Annotated in this window: 15 protein-coding genes; 14 read left to right on the forward strand and 1 reads right to left on the reverse strand. The window is 76.2% G+C overall.

What is annotated here, in order from left to right:
• Positions 1–23: 23 nt before the first annotated feature.
• From ACFVVA_RS03135 to ACFVVA_RS03195, 13 genes are all read left to right on the forward strand, one after another.
• A complete protein-coding gene (locus tag ACFVVA_RS03135) occupies positions 24–914 on the forward strand; it encodes a hypothetical protein (RefSeq protein WP_387685130.1) in 891 nt (296 codons plus the stop codon).
• A 137-nt stretch (positions 915–1,051) separates the two neighbouring features.
• Complete coding sequence (locus tag ACFVVA_RS03140; protein ID WP_387685132.1) at positions 1,052–1,675, forward strand: hypothetical protein; 624 nt, start codon at positions 1,052–1,054, stop codon at positions 1,673–1,675.
• The gene (locus ACFVVA_RS03145; protein ID WP_387685134.1) at positions 1,669–2,616 is read left to right on the forward strand and encodes a hypothetical protein; all 948 of its coding nucleotides are present in this window, start codon (positions 1,669–1,671) and stop codon (positions 2,614–2,616) included. Before ACFVVA_RS03140 ends, ACFVVA_RS03145 begins: the two co-directional genes overlap by 7 nt.
• Before the next feature lie 157 nt (positions 2,617–2,773).
• Positions 2,774–3,646, forward strand: coding sequence for an SAF domain-containing protein (locus tag ACFVVA_RS03150; protein WP_387685136.1), 873 nt, complete (start codon positions 2,774–2,776; stop codon positions 3,644–3,646).
• Entirely contained in the window at positions 3,646–5,142 is a 1,497-nt protein-coding gene (locus tag ACFVVA_RS03155; RefSeq protein WP_387685138.1) for a hypothetical protein, read from the forward strand. The genes ACFVVA_RS03150 and ACFVVA_RS03155 overlap by 1 nt, the downstream gene beginning before the upstream one ends.
• Positions 5,132–6,751, forward strand: coding sequence for a CpaF family protein (locus ACFVVA_RS03160; protein ID WP_387685140.1), 1,620 nt, complete (start codon positions 5,132–5,134; stop codon positions 6,749–6,751). Before ACFVVA_RS03155 ends, ACFVVA_RS03160 begins: the two co-directional genes overlap by 11 nt.
• Positions 6,751–7,716, forward strand: coding sequence for a type II secretion system F family protein (locus ACFVVA_RS03165; RefSeq protein ID WP_387685142.1), 966 nt, complete (start codon positions 6,751–6,753; stop codon positions 7,714–7,716). The genes ACFVVA_RS03160 and ACFVVA_RS03165 overlap by 1 nt, the downstream gene beginning before the upstream one ends.
• Positions 7,713–8,591: a hypothetical protein gene (locus tag ACFVVA_RS03170; protein WP_359913793.1), complete on the forward strand. Its 879-nt coding sequence runs from the start codon at positions 7,713–7,715 to the stop codon at positions 8,589–8,591. The genes ACFVVA_RS03165 and ACFVVA_RS03170 overlap by 4 nt, the downstream gene beginning before the upstream one ends.
• 110 nt (positions 8,592–8,701) lie before the next feature.
• Positions 8,702–8,992 carry a hypothetical protein gene (locus ACFVVA_RS03175; protein ID WP_359913790.1) on the forward strand — a complete coding sequence of 97 codons (291 nt, stop codon included), beginning with the start codon at positions 8,702–8,704 and terminating at the stop codon, positions 8,990–8,992.
• A gap of 38 nt (positions 8,993–9,030) precedes the next feature.
• Positions 9,031–9,405: a TadE/TadG family type IV pilus assembly protein gene (locus ACFVVA_RS03180; protein ID WP_387685144.1), complete on the forward strand. Its 375-nt coding sequence runs from the start codon at positions 9,031–9,033 to the stop codon at positions 9,403–9,405.
• A gap of 119 nt (positions 9,406–9,524) precedes the next feature.
• Positions 9,525–9,902, forward strand: a complete 378-nt coding sequence (locus ACFVVA_RS03185; protein ID WP_387685146.1) for a pilus assembly protein — start codon at positions 9,525–9,527, stop codon at positions 9,900–9,902.
• Between the two features lie 160 nt (positions 9,903–10,062).
• On the forward strand, positions 10,063–10,512 hold the full coding sequence (locus ACFVVA_RS03190; RefSeq protein ID WP_387685149.1) for a hypothetical protein: 450 nt from the start codon (positions 10,063–10,065) through the stop codon (positions 10,510–10,512).
• Complete coding sequence (locus ACFVVA_RS03195; protein ID WP_387685150.1) at positions 10,512–14,510, forward strand: LysM peptidoglycan-binding domain-containing protein; 3,999 nt, start codon at positions 10,512–10,514, stop codon at positions 14,508–14,510. The genes ACFVVA_RS03190 and ACFVVA_RS03195 overlap by 1 nt, the downstream gene beginning before the upstream one ends.
• A 164-nt stretch (positions 14,511–14,674) precedes the next feature.
• Here ACFVVA_RS03195 and ACFVVA_RS03200 read toward each other — a convergent pair whose 3' ends face one another.
• Positions 14,675–15,268, reverse strand: coding sequence for a hypothetical protein (locus ACFVVA_RS03200; protein ID WP_387685152.1), 594 nt, complete (start codon positions 15,266–15,268; stop codon positions 14,675–14,677).
• Positions 15,269–15,674: 406 nt separating this feature from the next.
• Here ACFVVA_RS03200 and ACFVVA_RS03205 point away from each other — a divergent pair, with 406 nt between their 5' ends.
• A complete protein-coding gene (locus ACFVVA_RS03205) occupies positions 15,675–17,978 on the forward strand; it encodes a hypothetical protein (RefSeq protein ID WP_387685155.1) in 2,304 nt (767 codons plus the stop codon).
• The last annotated feature ends 31 nt before the right edge of the window (positions 17,979–18,009 follow it).

Genomic DNA, 18,009 nt, shown 5'->3' on the forward strand with positions numbered 1-18,009 from the left:
TAGCCTGCCCGGCGGGTGGAGAAATGGTGCAGGAGGGGGACGGCCGGATGGCGGGCGGGGTCGATCTGGTGGTGATCGGGGCGGACGGCGGGCCCGACCGGGCCTTCGGGGGTGCGGCGCTCGCGGCGGACGGCGCCCGGCTGCTCGCCGACGTGCTGCCCGGGATGTGCTTCGACACCGGCGCGGCCGGCTGCCGGGTCACCACGGTGGCGCCGGACGCGGACGCCAACGCGATGCTCACCGCCGTCCGGGACGCCGCCCAGCACCCCGGCCGCTGGCTGCTGGTCTGCCTGGTCGGCCAGCTGGTGGTCGATCCGCGCGGGCGCCGGCTGGCCCTGGTCACCGCCGGCAGCACCGCCGACAACGCCTACCGCCGGGGCCTGGCCTGGGACTGGGTGGTCAGTGCGATGGTGCACGGGGACCAGGAGGAGGCGCTGCTGCTGGTCGACGCGGTGGTCGACCGCGACGCCTGGGCGGCGCTGGAGCGCGGCGAGGACGGCGCGGGCGAACTGCTGAGCTACTCAAGGGTTCCGCTGTGGGGCCGGATCGGTCGCCACTCCCCGGGCAGCCGCTACGCCCCGGGCAGACGCGGCCGGGACGCCGTCCTGCCGGGCGGGGAGGGCTCGTTCAGCCGGGCCCTGACCACCGTCCTGCGCCAGGGCGTCCCGGGTGCCCCCGCGGCCGTCGCCCCGCTCGATCTCCAGCCGGCCGTGGCCGCGCTGACGGACGGTGGGGAAGCGTCCGGTAGTTCGGGTGCGCCTGGCGCGCGCCTGCTCGTTCCGCCGCACGCCGGGCGGCTCCTGATGCGCAATCGGGCCGCGGTTCGGGGCGCATTGGCCGGATTGTCGCTTTCCGAGGAACTGTTGGCCGTTCTGTGGCGGGAAAGCGCCCCGACAGAACCTCCTTCCGCGTAAGGTCAGGGGGCCTGAGGTGTTGCCGTGATGGGGTGGGTTGGCGAAGAATCGATCCCCAGCGGAAACACCGGCGGGACGGCGGAATTCTCCTGGCGGCCGTGGATCACGGATCAGGTCGGTCGCAACGAGGTGGGGCCATGCGGCAGCGCGGAAATGTGTTGCGCCCTGGGGCGGTTGGAGTCGGTGGGGCGGTTCTGGTGTTGCTGCTCGGTGCTTGTGCGAGCAGTGGTGCGGGCGGTTCCGTCGATCGCATCGGGTCGGCCGCGCCCACTGTCGCGGGAGTGGACCCGCTAACTCCTTCGGGTGGTTCGGTAAACGGCTCGATCGCGCCGACCAGCGGTCCGGAAGGGGCCATGGGACGGCTGGCCCTGAAGGCCTATCAGGACTGGTGGCAGGTCCAGGCCCAGGTCTTCGGACGTTCGGATTCGGACGGTTACGCACTTGAGCAGTACTCTTCCGGGCGCGCCCTGTCCGACAGCCTGGTCGGCCTCCGGCAACTGCGCGACGCCAAAGTGGTGATGACCGGGACGCCGCGCAATTCCGCGGTGGTCAAGGCCATTGATCTGAAAGCCGATCCGCAGACCGCCGTGATCGAGGACTGCGTCGACCTGTCCGGCTGGCACCGCGTCGACGCCGTCACCGGGGCCGCCAAGGATCCCGGAGCACGTCTGAACCGGTACGTCGGAACCGCTTCCCTGCGCTGGTTCCAGGCACATTGGTTGATCTACGACTTCAAACGGGAGGTGGACCGGACATGCTGAACGCGCGGAAACCGGCCCGGCGAATCGCGATCGCCGCGTCGATGTCGGCCGGGTTGCTGCTGACCTCGGCGGTCAACGCGACCGCGGACGAACCGCCGAGCGGCGGCGCCGAGCAGTGCTACCCGAACGTCATCTGCATAGACGTCAATTCCGGCGGATCGACCACGTCGCCCGGCGGACCGAAGCCCGGGGGTGGCGGCGGTTCGGACACCGGCCCGCAGCTGTGCAGCTACCACGAGGTCGCGTGGGCCTGCCACGACCCCCAGCTGGGCTGGTTCAACAGCGACAAGGGGTGCTACTTCCGCGCCCTGGACAACCCGCCGCCCGCGGGCGATCCGGCCTGGGACGGCCACGACCCGAAGGACGGCTCGCTCTACACCAAGGTCTGTCCGCAGACCGACGGCGGGCAGGGCGGCGCCGAGATCGTCTTCGAGGCCACCGCGCCGGGCGGGCAGAACGTCAACGCGGAGGCCATGGCCATCCAGCGGGCCTACGACCAGGTCCGCTTCCGGCCGCCGGTGGGCCGCGCCGCTCCGCAGACCACGGCGGTGGTCAACGCCCCGGTCTGGCTCTGGGCGGACGACGCCGCGCTGCCCGCACCGGGCAGCGCGGCGGTCGGGGGCATCTCGGTCACCGTCACGCCCCGGCTGCTGAAGGCGGACTGGAGCTTCGGTGCGCACCTCCAGACCTCCTGCACCACGACCGGAACGCCGTACGACCCCAAGTACGGCGACGCGAAGTCCCCGGACTGCGGCTACGAGTTCAGGACCAGCTCGGCCGGTGAGAAGAACAGCGTCTTCAGCGCCACGGTGACGATGCACTGGGAGGCCGCCGTGGTGGTCACCGGAGGGCCGAACCCGCGGAAGTTCACGATCCCGGGCATCAACCAGAGCAGCAAGCCCTTCGAGCTCAGGGTCGCCGAGATGCAGGTGCTCAACTGAGCGCGGTCCGGTGACCGAGCTCCGGTGATCACCCACAGGTGATCGCCCGCAAGTGATCGCCGGCAAGTGACCGCACACAAGTGACCGTGCCGGTACGGCGATTCGCACACCGACCAGCCGTACGAGCCAGAGACGAACGAGGGAAGGGCGGAACCCGGTGGAGAACCGTACGTTCGCGACGCCGGGATCCGGCACCTCCGCGGGCGCGGCGGCGTCCGTGGCGCTCCCGGAGCAGCCGGAGCAGGCAGGTTCGGGCAAGGGCCGGGGCCGGGCGGCGCCGCACGCGCCCGGGCGGACCATGGGGGCGCGCCGGCGGCGCCCGGCGGTGCTGGCGATGGCGGTCGCGCTGATCGCGGCCGGCGGGCTGGGCGGGGCCGTGCTCTACAACAGCACCGGCCAGCGGGTCGCGGTGCTGGCGCTGGCCCGGGACGTGCCGTGGGGGCAGGTGATCACCGAGGACGACCTGGTGGTCGCCCGGATCGCGGGGGACCCGGCGCTGCGCCCGGTGTCGGCCCAGGACCGCGCGAAGGCAGTCGGCATGCGGGCCGCGACCGACCTCAAGCGCGGTGCGATGCTCACCGGTTCCGACCTCGCGCAGGGCCTGTCGGTGCAGCCCGGGCAGATCGTGGTCGGGGTGTCGGCCAAGCGCACCCAGCTGCCCGCCAGCCGGCTCCAGCCCGGTGTGCAGTTGGTTGTCGTCTTCACTCCCGACAACGGCCGGGCCGACTCGCTGCCGGCCACGGTGATCACCGTCGGCCGGGTGGACACCGACGGCAGCCAGGTGATCGACGTGGCGGTCGGTACCGCGGACGGGCCCCGGCTGGCGCAGTGGGTGGCGAGCGGGCGGATCCAGGTGCTGCTCGCGCCGCGGGGTGCGGCGGGCGCCCCCGGCGGCGGCACCGCGCCGGTCCCGGCACCGAGCGGTGCGCCCTCGGCCGCCGCCACCGCACCCGGGGGCGCGGCGCCCGGGGCCACCACGCCGGGCCCCGGCGCCGCCTCCGGGGCCCCGGCCGCGACGGGCGGCGCCTGATGGCCGTGATCGCGGTGGTCGGCGGCCCGGGCGCACCGGGAGCGACCACCACCGCCCTGGCACTGCTGCTGTCGTGGCCGCTGTCGCCCGGCCGGCGGATCCTGCTGGTCGAGGCCGACCCGGACGGCGGCGCGGTGCTCGCCGGCGCCCTGGAGGGCCGGGTCGAGGCGGTGTACGGGCTGCGCAACCTGGCCGTCGCCGACCGGCGCGGACTGCTCACGCAGACCATCTGGGAGCAGCTGATCGACCTCTCGCCCGAGGGCAACGCCGAACGGCTGCTGCTGCCCGGGCTGACCGACCCCACCCAGGCGCCCGGCCTCGCCTACACCTGGGAACCGCTCGCCGAACTGCTGCACGGCGTGGAACGGCAGGGCTACGACGTCATCGTGGACCTCGGCCGCTCCGGGGCCACCGGCCACAGCGCGGTGCTCGCCCGCCGAGCCGACGCGGTGGTGGCGACGGTGCGCACCACGCTGCGCGGGCTGAGCTCGGTCCGGCCCCGGCTCGCCGCCCTGACCGAGGACCTGGCCACCGCCGGTACCGGGGCGGACGCGCTCGGGCTGCTGCTGGTCGCCGAGGGGCCGTACACGAGGGCGGAGGTGACCCGCGAGCTCGGGCTTCCGGTGCTCGGGGTGCTGCCGCACGCCACCCGGACGGCGAAGGTGCTCTCCGACGGCGGGGACACCGGCGACCGGCGGTTCATCCGCTCGGAGCTGATGCGCACGGCGCGGTCGGCGGCGGACGAGGTGCAGCTGCTGATCCGCCGTCGGCGCCAGCGGCTCGCGCCGGGCGCGGCGCAGGACGCGGCGCCGGCCCGGCTGACGGCGGGCGGCCCGGCGGCGGCCCCGGTCGCGGCGGCGGTGCCGATGCCGCCGGTCCCGGCGGCTCCGGTGCCGGCCCCGCCGATACCGACCCCGCCCGTGCCGATGGCGCCGCAGCCGTCGATGCCCGCGCCCGTTCCCGGGGCCGGGCCCGTGCCGTCGTCCGGGACGGGGCCGGTTCCTCCGCCCGCGTCCGCGCCGGGCCCGTACGGGCAGTCGGCGTACGGGCAGCCGGCGTACGGGACGGGCGGCCAGTCCGACCACGGGCAGCCGGGGTACGCCCAGCCGGGGTACGCCCAGCCGGGATACGCCCAGCCGGGATACGGGACGGGCGGCCACGGCCCGTCGCCGTACCCGCCGGGAGGGTACGGCACCGCGGCCCACGGCCGGTCCGTGCACGGCCGGTCCGGCTACGGGACGGCGGAGGGCGAGCAGCCCTCGTACGCCCCGCCGCAGCCCGTCCCGCCGGTGATCACCACCGGCCCGGTGGCGCCGCTGGCCGGGCTGGCCCCGCAGCCGGCCGCGCCGGCACCGTTCCCGGCGCACGTCCAGTCCGCCCCTTACGGCGACCCGGAAGACCAGTACCCGCTCCAGCAGCCTGCGGTGACGAACCGTCAGGACGACACGGGCGGGCCGTACCCGAACAACCCCGGGGAGGTGCTCCGTGCGCGGTAGCCCCCTGCACCAGCGTCCCGCCTCCGATCCGGCCGCGCTGCCCTGGGCCGCGCCGCCGCCCGGACCGGTCGTCCCGCCGCACGGGTACCGGCCGGGGCCGGTCGCGCCCCAGCCCGCCCCGGCGCAGCCCGTCGTGCCCCAGCCCGTTCCGCCCGGCGCGGCCGGGCCCGCCGCCGTGCCCTCCCAGCTGCCCTCGCTGGACCTGCGCGGCTCCGCCACCCGGCCCGCCGTCGACCCGCAGGTCGCCCGGGAGCTCAAGCGCCAGGTCGCGGCCGAACTGCACCAGCAGATCACCCGGTTGACCGCCGCCTCCGGTTCCGATCCGGACCGCGCCACCCGCCGCCAGCGCGGCCGGGCGCTGATCGAGGAGGCCGTCGCCCGGTGGTCCGACGCCTATGCGCAGACCCACGGCATCCCGCCCACCCGCGAGCAGGACCGCGCCCTCGCCGAGGCCGTCTTCGACCTGCTGTTCCGGGCCGGCCGGCTCCAGCCGTACCTGGACGACCCGGAGATCGAGAACATCCTGATCAACGGCTGCGACGACGTCTGGATCTCCAAGGTGCACCAACCCCTGCGCCAGGTACCGCCGGTGGCCGAGAACGACGCCGAACTCATCGAACTGCTCCAGGACCTGGCCCGCCAGCACGGCGGCGGCGAGCGCAGCCTCTCCACCGCCAGCCCGACCCTCGCGCTGCGCCTGGAGGGCGGCATGCGCCTCCAGGCGCTCACCGAGGTGACGCCCCGCCCGTACATCGCGATCCGGCGCCACCGGGTGGCCTCGGCGACGCTGCCCGAGATGGTCGAACTCGGCACCCTGGACGCCACCCTGGCCGCCTTCCTGGCCTCCGCGATCCGGGCCCGGAAGAACGTGATGATCACCGGTACCCAGGGCGTCGGCAAGACCAGCCTGCTGCGCGCGATGGCCGCCGAGATCCCGCCGGACGAGCGGATCGGCACCCTGGAGTCGGAGTTCGAACTCTGGCTGCACACCCTCGGCCACCTGCGCCAGGTCGTCCCGATGGAGGCCCGCGAGGGCAACGGCGAGCGCGTCGAGGGGCGCCTGGCCGGGGAGTTGACCATCGGCGACCTCATTCCGGCCGCGCTGCGCATGACGCTCTCCCGGATCATCGTCGGGGAGGTCCGCTCCGGCGAGGTCGTCCCGATGCTGCGGGTGATGACCAACGGCGAGGGCGGTTCGATGTGCACCCTGCACGCCCGCGGCCCGCACATGGTCGTCGACCGCATCGCCGAACTCTGCCTGGAGTACGGCTCGCACATGACCGACTCGCTCGCCTACCGGCTCACCGCCAACGCCCTGGACCTCATCGTGCACGTCACCATGGTCGACGAGACCGCCGTCGGCGGCCGCCGGCACCGCTTCGTCTCCCACGTCCTGGAGGTCACCGGCCTCGGGGAGAGCGGCCGGCCCGCACTGAACACCGTCTTCGGCCCCCGGCCGGACCTCGGCGAGCCGCGGGCCGTCCCGCACACCCCGCCGCAGTGCCTGGACGACCTGCGCCGGGCCGGCTTCGACGCCTCGCTGCTCGGCTCCCGGTACGGGAGCTGGGCCACCCCGCTCCAGCTGCGGATCGGCGGTGGCGCGCGGTGATGCTGCTCTTCGCCCTCTGCGGGCTGGCGGTCGCGGGCGGCCTGGTCGCCCTGGTGGCCTGGGCCCGCGGCAGCGAGCCCGGCGCCGAGGACGGGGCCGAGCGGGAGCCCAACCCGCTGGCCGGCCGGATCCACGTGTTCTGGTACGGCGCCCCCGGGACGGCCGCGCACCGGATGGTGCGGCTGCGCCGCGTCCAGTTGCCGCTCGCGCTCGCCGGCGCGCCGCTGGCCTGGCTGTTCACCGGCATCCCGCTGACCGCGCTGCTGGTGCCGCTGGCCGTCTTCGGCCTGCCCTGGCTGTTCGACACCACCCGCCCGGACACCCACCGGATCGAGCGGCTGGAGGCGCTCTCCGAGTGGACCCAGCGGATCGCCGACGTGCTGCTGCTCGGCGTCGGCCTCAACCAGGCCATCGTCACCAGCCGCCGCACCGCCCCGGCCGCCCTGGAGGACGAGATCGGCGAGCTGGCCGCCCGGCTGCAGGCCCGCTGGCGGCCCGAGGAGGCGCTGCGCGCCTTCGCCGACAGCCTCGCCGACGCCACCGCCGACAAGGTGCTCGCCGCGCTCGTGCTGCGGGCCGGGGACAGCGGCCCCGGCCTGGCCCGCACGCTCTCCGACATGGCCGACTCGGTGCGCGAGGAGGTCCGCCAGCGCCGCGCCATCGAGGCGGACCGGGCCAAGCACCGGACCACCATCCGCTGGCTGGTCGGCATCATCGTGCTGGTCGTCACCGTCGGCTCCTTCAACACCGAGTACACCCGGCCGTACGGGAGCTTCCTCGGTCAGGTGGTGCTCGCCGTGGTCGCCGCCCTGTTCGTGGCGATCATCGCCTGGATGCGGGCGCTGGCCTCCCACCCGCCGGTGCCCCGGCTGCTGACGCCGGACCGGCGCAGCAGGAGCGGGCGCCGGTCCGCCGCACCGGCGGTCGCGCCGGAGCCGGCCGAGCAGCTCGGGGAGGTCCGGTGATCTCGCCCTGGTCCGTGCTGGCCGGCGCCTTCGCGGCCGGCGGCCTCGCCCTGCTGGTCGCCGAACTGCGGCCGGCGCCGCCGGACCTGCGCCAGGCGCTGGACCGGCTGCACGCCACCCCCGCCGACCGCGAGCAGGACCCGGACGAGCGGCCCCGCTGGTACGACCGGATCGGCGAGCGATCCGTCCACCTGCGCGGGGTCTCCGTACCGCGCCGTGAACTCGCCCTGATCGGCCGCACCCCGGCCCGGTTCATGGTGCACAAGCTGCTGTTCGCCGCGCTCGGCCTGCTGCTGCCCGCCTACCTGGGGGCGATGGCCGTGCTGATGGACACCGGCCTGCCGTTCGCGCTGCCGCTGGTCGCCGGGCCGCTGCTGGCCGGGCTGCTCTGGTTCGTCCCGGACGCCGTGGTGCGTGGCGAGGCCAAGGAGGCGCGCACCGAGTACCTGCACGGCATCGCCGCCTACCTGGAACTCGTCGCGATGGAGCGGGCCGCCGACTGCGGCCCCGCCGAGGCGCTGCGCCGGGCCGCCGCGGTCGGGCAGGGCACGGTGTTCCGGCGGATCCGCGACGCCCTGGAGCGCGCGGCCACCGACCGGCTCCCGCCGTGGGCCGGACTCGACGCGCTGGCCGAGGAACTGGGACTCAGCCCGCTCCAGGACGTGGCCGACATCATGCGGCTGTCCGGCACCGACGGCGCCGCCGTCTACGACACCCTGCGGGCCCGCGCCAAGGGCCTGCGCGGGGAACTGCTCGCCGAGGACCTCGCCCGGGCGAACGCCGACAGCGAACGGATGGTCGCGCCCGGGGCCGCGCTGACCCTGCTGATGACCGTCCTGATCGTCTTCCCCGCCCTGCACCAGATGCTCAACTGACCCTGCTCCAGGGCCGCGTACCGTCCCCGACCAGACCTCGCCAGCCCCACCCGCCAGTTCAGAGCAGCCGGCACCACCACACCACACCGCCACATCCCCGGGAGAACCCGATGACCGCACGACTCGCCCACCTGGCAGACCGGGTGCTGCGACCCGCCCTGCTACCGGTCCAGTTCGCACTGATGCTGTTCACCCTGCGGCTCGGCCGGCTGCGGGCCGCCCGGGCGCGCGGCGACCGCGGTGCGATCAGCATCGAACTCGCCCTCGCCATCATCGCGTTGGTCTTCGTCGCCGGTGCCGTGGCGACGGCGCTCTACCTGCTGAAGGACAAGGTCGTCAAGAAGGTCGAGCAGGACCCGAACATGCCGGGCGGCGCGGGCGCGGGCGGCGCCACCCAGTGATGCGTCCTGCTCTCCGCCGCAGGGGCGACCGGGGGTCGATGAGCGTGAGCCTCGCCATCGTCTTCCCGGTCGTCCTGCTGCTCCTGCTGCTCGTCGTCCAGGCCGCGCTGCTCTGGTACGACCGGCAGGTCGCGCTCACCGCGGCCCGCGAGGGTGTGGACGCCGGACGGGTGCAGAGCAGCGCGACGGACGGCGAGAAGAACGAGGCGGCCCAGCGGCAGGCCCGCGACTTCCTCGACCGGCAGGGCGTGCGCGGGTACGTGGTGCGGACCGACGGCAGCACGGCCCAGACCGTCCGGGTCACCGTGGAGCTGACCCCGCCGCTGCTGATACCCGGGCTCAGGGCGCCCACCGTCACCCAGTTCGCCGAGGCGCCGCGCGAGCGATTCGTGGCGCCGGTGGTGAAGCCGTGAGGAGTGGACTGCGGGCACCTGGCGGGTGGCGGCGGCCGTCGCGGCCGCCGCGGCGGCGGTTCTGGTCGCGGCCGCGCAGGCGGGACCGCGGCGGGATCGCGATCGAGGCGGCGATCGTCGTGCCGGGGGTCGTCGGACTGGTCCTGGTGGCCATCGCCGCCGGTCGGGTGCAGACCACGGCCGGCACCGTGGAGGCCGCCGCCCGGGCCGGGGCCCGGACCGCCTCCCTGCAGCGCAGCGTGGACGGGATGGACCAGCCGGCCAGGGAGTCCGCCCTCGCGACCCTGCGCCAGCAGGGCGTGTCCTGCCGCAACGGGGACGTGCGGGTCGGCAAGGGGGAGTTGAACCTGCCGGGCGGACCGGCCACGACCGTCACCGTCACGGTGATCTGCGACGTGGAACTGGCCGACCTGCTCGGCGGACCGCCCGGGGTACCCGTGACGAAGCACCTCGTCGGCGAGTTCACCTCGGTGGTGGACCGTTACCGGGGCACATGACGGCGCGCGGCGCCGCCTCCGGGAAGACGGGGGATTGGAGACGGCCCGTGCGGGGGAGACGCAAGCGGAGAGCGCCCGGGGGATGACACAGCGGTACCGAGTGGCGCCCGGTGGGGGCCGGTGGGGAGAGCAGCGTGCGAAGTGGGGGGAGGGGACGGGAGTGGTGAGCCGTCTGCGGCGACGGCTGTCGGCGCGCCGGTCCGACCGGGGCGCGGTGGCCCTCTTCGTGGCGATCTGCGCGGCCTACGTCGTGCTCGTCATCGCCCTGGTGATCGACGCCGGCGGCCGGCTGCGGGTCGCCGAGCGGACCGACGCCTACGCCCTGGAGGCCGCGCGGGTCGGCGGCCAGCAGCTCGACCGGGCGGCCGTCCTGCAGGGCAAGGGCTTCAAGGTGCAGGAGAATTACGTCCGGGACGCCGCCGACGCCTATCTGCGCCTGTACGGCCTGCACGCGGGCGACATCGAGTTCTCCGGTGACGGCAAGGTCGTCACCGTCACCGTGCAGGCCGACTACCACCCGGTCCTGCTGGGCGCCCTCGGGCAACGGAAGGTAACGGGCAAGGGCAGTGCGACCCTCGTCCACGGAGTCGAGAAAGCGGAGACCGACTGATGGCCGCGCCACGTGCCAAGGACCAGGCCCGTACCGCCCAGGCCCGCAACGGCCGGGCCGGGACGTCCCATCGCGCCGGCGGCGCCCGAAGGCCCGCCGCCCCGGCGCCCCGACCACCCCGCGGGCGCGGCCGTGCCGTGATCACCGCGCTCGGCGCGCTGGTCACCCTGCTCGCCCTGCTGCTGGGCGTTCCCGCACTGCTGCTGTACGGCACCCAGGCGGTCGCCGGGATGGGAGAGGTCGCCTCGGGCGGGGTGGGCGAGGCGCTCACCAGCCCGGACGACGGAAGCCTGTTCCTGTGGGCGCTGGTGGTGGTCGGCTGGCTCGGCTGGGCGTGCTTCGCGCTCTCCGTCCTGCTGGAGATCCCCGCCCAGCTGCGCGGCCGGATCGCCCGCCGCATCCCGGCCTTCGGCTGGAGCCAGCGGATCGCGGCCGGACTGGTCGGCTCGGTGCTCGCCCTGCTGCCGGTGGCCGGCTCGGCCTTCGCGGCCGTCCCCGACGCCGCCCACGGCCCGGTCGTCCAGGCGCAGTTGACGCCGGGCGTGCAGCGCGCCGCACTGCCCGCCGCGCAGGCCGCACCGGCCCCGACCCCGGCCGCCGAACAGCAGAGCACCTACACGGTGCGCGACGCCCGGCCGGCCGACAGCCTGTGGTCCATCGCCGAGCGCCAACTGGGCTCGGGCGAGCGGTGGATGGAGATCGCCAAGCTCAACGAGGGCCGGGTGATGGGCGATTCGGGCGTCCGCTTCGACGCCGAACGGCCGATCCAGCCCGGCTGGGAACTGCTGATGCCGGCGGACGCCAAGCCGGACGAGGCGAGGACACCGGCTCCGGCCCCCGCGCCGGCTCCCGTCGACCAGGCCCCGGCGCAGGGTGCCCCGCAGAACGTTCCGCAGTCCGGGACGGAGACCGGGGGGCCCGGTGGCGCCGGTGGCGCGGGCGGATCCGGCGGGCAGCGGACCGTCACCGTCCAGGCCGGGGACAGCCTGTCGGCCATCGCCCAGCGGGAGCTGGGGGACGGGGAGCAGTGGCCGAAGCTGTTCGAGGCGAACAAGGGGGCGCAGGCCCCGGACGGGGCGCAGCTGACGGACCCGGACGTGGTCGTGCCGGGAATGGTGCTCACGGTGCCGGGGGCGGGCGGAGCCGCACCGGTGCCGGCGCCCGCACCGGCTCCTGCCGACCAGGCCCCGGCACCCGCTCCGGCACAGGGCGCTCCCTCGCAGGGTGCTCCGGCGCAGGGCACGCCGCAGTCGGCCCCCGCGCCCGCGCCCACGCACGCACCGGCCCACGCGCCCGCCCCCGCCGCGCACGCCGACCCGGCCCCCAGCGACGACTACACCGTCGCGCTCTCGGCCTCCACCGTCGGCGTCCTGCTCGCCGCCATCATGGTCGGCGCTGTCGCCCACAAGCGCGGCGGCCAGCAGCGCGCCCGCCGCCCCCGGCACCGCATCGCGATGCCCGACGCCGAGGCCGCCGCCTTCGAGAACGAGCTGATGGCCCGGCAGGACCAGGCCGGACTGGAACTGCTGGACCGCGCCCTGCGCACCATGGCCCGCAACACCGTGCGCGGCGGCAAGCGGCTGCCCGCCATCGTCGCCGCCCGGATCACCCAGGGCCAGACCATCGAGCTGCACCTGTCCGGCCCGGCCACCCCGATCGCGCCGTTCCGCGCCGCGCACGCCGCCAACGTGTGGTGGTGCAGCGCCGACTCGGGCGACCTGCTCAGCCCCGGCCAGGCCCGGCGGACCGCCGCGCCGTACCCCGCGCTGGTCACCCTCGGCACCTCGCCGGACGGCTCGGTGGTCCTCGCCGACCTGGAGGCCGTCCGGCTGCTCCACCTGTCCGGCCACCCGGACGACGCCCGGGACGTGCTGCGCACCCTCGCCGTCGAACTGGCCCACAGCCCGCTGGCCGACCGGCTCCACCTGCACCTGGTGGACCTCGCCGAGGAGCTGCCGATCAGCGGACCGGCCGCCGAACGGGTGCACCGCCACCCCACCCTGGAGGCCGCGCTCGCCGCCCTCGGCCCGCGCACCGCCAAGGCCCGGGCCACCCTGGTCGCCGCCGAGGCCACCAGCCCGCGCGAGGCCCGCAGCCGGGGCCAGGCCGACGAGTCCTGGACGCCCGAGATCGTGCTCTGCGCCCACCAGCCCGGCGGGGACGTCCCGGCCGAGCTCGGACGCCTGCTCGACGCCCGCCCGCGCACCTGCGTCGCTGTCATCACCCGCGCCCCCGAGCGCGGCACCGGCCCGGTCGCCCGCTGGACCCTGCCGACCTCCGGGCAGGCCGCGATCCCGGGCCTGCACCTCACGGTCGAGCTCCAGCGGCTCAGCGGCCACCAGTACGACCAGGTCGCCGAGCTGCTCCGGGCCGCCGACGACACCACCCAGCACCCGGCCCCGGCCTGGACCCTGGACGGGCCGGAGGAGGACCCCGACACCGCCGAACTGCCGGCCGCCGTACCGGTGCTGGCCGCCGTCGGGGCCTCGGCCGGCGGGGCTTCGGCCGGTGGGTTGCCGGCCGTCGGGGCCTCGGTCGGTGGGGCTTCGGCCGGCGGGGCGGAGGAGGGCGCGGACGCGGCCGCCGGTCCGCGGCTGCTCGCCCGGGTCATCGGCACCGGGGCCAGCCCGTTCGCGGGCACCGATCCGGTGACGCCCGCTCCGGGGCCCGCCGCCCTGCCGCCCGCGGCTTCGGCCGCGGTCCCGGCTCCGGCCCCAGCGCCGGTTCCGGCCGGTCCGGCGCGGTTCGTCGTCAACGGGCAGGGGAGGCAGGCGGCCACCGACGAGACCACCCGGGACCTGCGGCGCCCGGGCCTGCCGGAGGGCGAGGGGGCGGACGAGCCGGGGGACACCTCCTCGGAGTCCACGGCGACGGTCGTGCTCGCCGTCCAGCCGGTCGTCCCGAAGCCCGTCGTTCCGCAGTCCGTCGTTCCGCAGTCCGTGGTGTCGCCTCCCGTGGTGGCGGAGCCGGGGACGGCGGAGCCGACCGCGCCGAAGGGGGCCGAGGAGTCGGCGCCGTCGGCCGCGTCCGCCGCGGTGCCCGCCGTCGGCGCCGGGACCGGTCCGGCCGGGACCGCCGAGACGGTCGGGACCGCGGACCCCGCCGGTACGGGGGAGTTCGAGCCCGCCGTCGAACCGGGCCCCGCCGCCGTCGCCCCGGTCGCCCGGACCACCCCCGGGCGCAGCGACAGCGACGACCTGCTCGCCATCCTCCGCTCCCCGGAGGCGCACGCCGCCCGCAACGCCCCCAGGATCCGGCTGCTCGGCCCGGTGGACGTCGCGGGGGTCCTCGGCACCGCCGTCCCCGGCGCGCTGCCCCGGCTCACCGAGCTGGCCGTCTACCTGGCGCTGCGTCCGGGGTCGGACCGCCACGCGCTCGACCACGATCTGCACCCCGGCGCGGAGCACCTCGACCCGCACCCCACCGCGGGCGACGCCAAGAGCCCGGTGGTGGCCAAACTCGGCGACCTGGCCGCCTGGTTCGGCACCTCGCCGGAGGGCCGCGCCTTCCTGCCCACCGAGGGCACCGAGGGGTACTCCTTCGCCCCGGCGGTCACCTGCGACTGGGACGAGTTCCGCGGTCTCTACCGGCGCGGCATGCGCAGCACCAGCGCCACCGCCGACGCGGCCCTCGCCCACGCCCTGGCCCTGGTCCGCGGGGCGCCGTTCGCCGAGGCCCCGCCGGCCTCGTACGGCTGGGCCGAGGCCGAGCGGCAGGACATGATCGCGGCGATCGTCGACACGGCCCACGAACTGGCCGCCCGGCGTCTGCAGTACGGCGACCACCGCAGCGCCGAGGCCGCCGTCTTCCGCGGCCTCGCCGTCGCCCCGGACGTCGAACTGCTGCACCGGGACCTCTTCTACGCCTACGCCTCGGCCGGCGCCCGCGACCAACTCCTGCGCGCCGTCAACCGGTTGGACGCGCTCAGCCGCCGGACCGGCCGGGACCTGGACGCCGACACCGTCGCCCTGCTGCGGGACCTGCTCGCGGGTTCCTGAGGTGGATCGCCGACTGCCCGGCCACTCCCACGGGGGTGGCCGGGCAGTCGTGTTGACGGGCCGACGGCGGATGTGGCGGTCGTGTGGACATTCGGTACGGGTGCGGTCGGCGGATCAATCGGCGGGCCGATCGGTGGAGCGGCGGCCCGGCGGGCCGTGGCCGGTCAGACCGCCCGCAGCCAGGCGTCCAGGGCGGTGAAGTCCGCCTCGGTGAGCCCGCGTCGGGGATCCACCCGGTGGAGCAGGGCGCGGGCGGGGGAGTGGGCGGCGACCCAGCGGCGGTCGGGTTCGGTGATCTCGTCGTCCACCCAGGCGAACGGCCGCCCGTCCGCCCATGCGACCAGCGCACGGGTCTTCCAGTGCAGGCCGTCCGGCCCGTCCGGCCAGTTCGTGATGTCCGGCCGGTCCGTCGTCGCAGGGGCGTCCAAGGCGTCCGGGGCGCCCGGGGCGTCCATGCCACCCGTGTCGTCCACCGGCCAGTCCACGACGGGGAGTCGGGGCAGGCCGAGCCAGGGCGCGAGGCACTCGTTGGCGTCCTCCAGCCAGGTGGTGGCCCACACCGGCTCGCCCGGCAGACTCAGCAGCCGCGGCCCCAACTCCGGGTTCACGCGGGCGATCAGCGGATTCCCGCCCATCGCCGTGCCGGGCGGGGCGTACGGGCTGCGGTAGGTGGGGTAGCCGCCGGGGGGAGGGTCGCCGAAGGGGATCAGCGGGCCGTCCACGTCGAGGAAGAGCAAGGGGCGATCGGCATCGACCATGACGGCACCTTAGCGGGGCGGCGCGGGTGGTGCGGTGCGCCGATCGGCCACCCGGCCTGGAACGGGTGAGCCGGGATCTCGTAGGGTGGCGCGCACGGAGTGTGGTGGCAGGCACCACACAGGCGAGGGCATCAGCGCCGCGGGAGCGGCGGGGCGGGGCGGTGACCAGGAGATGGCGGAGACGACAGCGGTTTCCGGAGGTCCCGACCCGGCCGGCGGCTCGGGGCCCTGGGACGCCGTACCGCCGCCCCCGCGCCTCCCGGCCGAGGAGCATCCGCCCGGCCCCGCAGCGCTGTACGAGCCGCCGCCGCCCCCGGTCGCCCCTGCCCCCGTTCCGGCCGCCGCTTCCGTACCGGGTGTTCCTCCGGGGGCCGTACCTGCTTCCGGGGCGGGCGCACAGGGGGGCGTGCAGCCGGTCGGACAGGCGCCGATGCCGCCGCCCGCGCCCCCGGCCGCACCGCCCGTTCCGCCCACCGGGTGGACCCTCACCGGCCTGCCCACCGCCGGGTTCGCCTCCTCGGCGACCCCGCCGCCGTTCCCGGTCCAGAGCGCGACGCCGGCCACCGTCGGCGGTGCGGGCGGGCTCGGCGCCGGCGGCATCGGTGCGGGTGGCCTCGGTGCCGCCCCGCGCGGGCGGATCCTGGTGATCGAGGGCGGGTACGGCAACTCCGGTCGCCGCACCTGGGGCCGTGGCGGACCGGCCCAGGCCCCGGTGCTCTCGGCGATGCTCGCCGCCGTCTCGCCGCAGGTGCTGCTCGCGGCGGACGCGGTGGACGCCGTCCACCTCCCCGGCGCCGGTGACCCGCACACCGTCCTCGCCCACCTGCGCGCCGCCTCCCGTCACCCGGGACCGCTGCTGGTCCACCTGGGCGGCCACATCGTCGCCGACAAGCGCGGCGGGCAGCTCCAGCTGACCCTGCGCGACGCCAAGCAGGACGGCCTCCCCTGGCAGTCCGTCGCCGCCGAGCTGAGCCACCGTCCGGCGGAGTGGCAGACCCTCGTCATCGCCGACCTGAGTGCCGACCAGAACGCCTGGCCGTACCTCCAGGGCACCGTCTCCCCGCTCAGCGAGGGCATCCCGCTGTGGGCGGTGGTCAGCCCGGACCCGGAGCAGATCGGCACCTTCACCCGCGCGCTGATCGAGGCGCTGCACGGCGGACGGCCCGGTGCGGGCGAGGTGCTCGCGCCCGAGCAACTGCGGCAGCAGGTGTACTCGGTGCTGCGGCCGGACGTGATCGTCCTGGCCACCCACGCCCCCGACCGGCCGTTCTTCCGCAACACCGCCCGTCGCGGCGAGGGCCTGCCGGCCGACGTGCCGCCGGTGCCGGCCGCCGGAGTGGCGCTCTCCGACTTGCCGCCGCCCCCGGCACCGCCGCTGCCGCGTCCGACGGAACCGCGGGACGCCGTCCCGGGGTGGCCGTCGCCGGTACCGGCCGCGATGCCCGAGCCGTCGACCGCGGCCGTCGGCTCCCCGGCGACCGCGGGTGGTCCGGTCAGCCTGGTCAAGCCGGGCGTCCCGCCCACTCCGCCGCGGCCGGCCCGCCCGGTGAGCCTGCTGAAGGAGGGCGGAACGGCCGAGGCGCCGGGCGTGACCCTGCGCAAGCCCGCCCCGGCCGACGCCGTGCCCGAGGACGGCACGCCCCCGGCGGGCGTCACGCTCCTCAAGCCCCGGCCGGAGCCCGCGGACGTCGCGGTCGCCGAGCCCGAACTCCCGCAGGAGGAAGCCGTGGTGGCCTTCGAGGCCGCGGCGGAGGCGGTCGAGGGGACGGCTGCGGGGGCGACGGCGGAGACAACAGGGGAGACGGCCGGAGTGGCGGGCGGGGATCCGACCGGCGAGGCCGTCGCGGAGGAGTCCGAGGCTGCGGAGGGGCCCGGGGCCGAAGAGGCCCCCGCGGTCACGGAGCAGCCCGGGGACGCCGTCCCGGAGGCGCCCGCGGGGGCGGAGGAGGCGCCCGCCGAGGAGACTCCCGCCGACGCCGTTCCGGCCGATGAGGCGCCGACGGAGGAGGAGCCTGCTGACGCCGTTCCGGCCGACGAGCAGCCCGCTGACGAGGCACCGGTCGACGCCGTGCCGCAGGGCGATGGACCGAGCGTCGAGGGACCGGCAGACGAGGGACCAGGCGTCGAGGGACCGGCCGGCGAAGCTCCCGCCGACGCGCCGCCCGTCCAGGCCGACGCCCCGACCGACAGCCCGGCCGACAGCCCGGCCGACAGCCCGGCCGGTACCGCTGCCGAAGCGTCGGCCGACGAGGCCGCTGCGGCCAGGCCGCCCCGGGCGGACTACCGCGAGGTCATCGGACGGATCGTCCGCAGTGCCGACACCGGGGACCACGCCGCCGCCACCGACCTGGCCTTCGCCCTCGAACTGGAGGCGATCGCCGAGCACGGTGCCGTCTCCGAGCCGGTGCTGCAGGTCCGGCAGGTCCGGGCGCACGTCTGCCGGCTCGCGGGTCGGTCGGCCGAGGCCGCGGAGATCTACCGCGAGGTGGCCCTGACGCTGCTCCGTTCCCAGGGGCCGGACCATCCGGAGACCCAGCGGGCGGCCACCAACGCCGAGGCCTGCTGGCGTGCGATCACGGACCGCGCGGAGGCCATCCGGATCGCCCCGGAGATCATCGAACTGCGCGCCCACCTCCCGGGCCCCGACGGCCGCAAGCTCCGTGCCGCCGAGCGCTACCTCGCCCAACTGGCCGCTGCCGCCACCGGCTGACAGCCGGCGTCCGCCGGGACCACCGTCCGCT

Source organism: Kitasatospora sp. NPDC058048 (assembly GCF_042885555.1).
Taxonomy (GTDB): Bacteria; Actinomycetota; Actinomycetes; order Streptomycetales; family Streptomycetaceae; genus Kitasatospora; species Kitasatospora lactacystinica.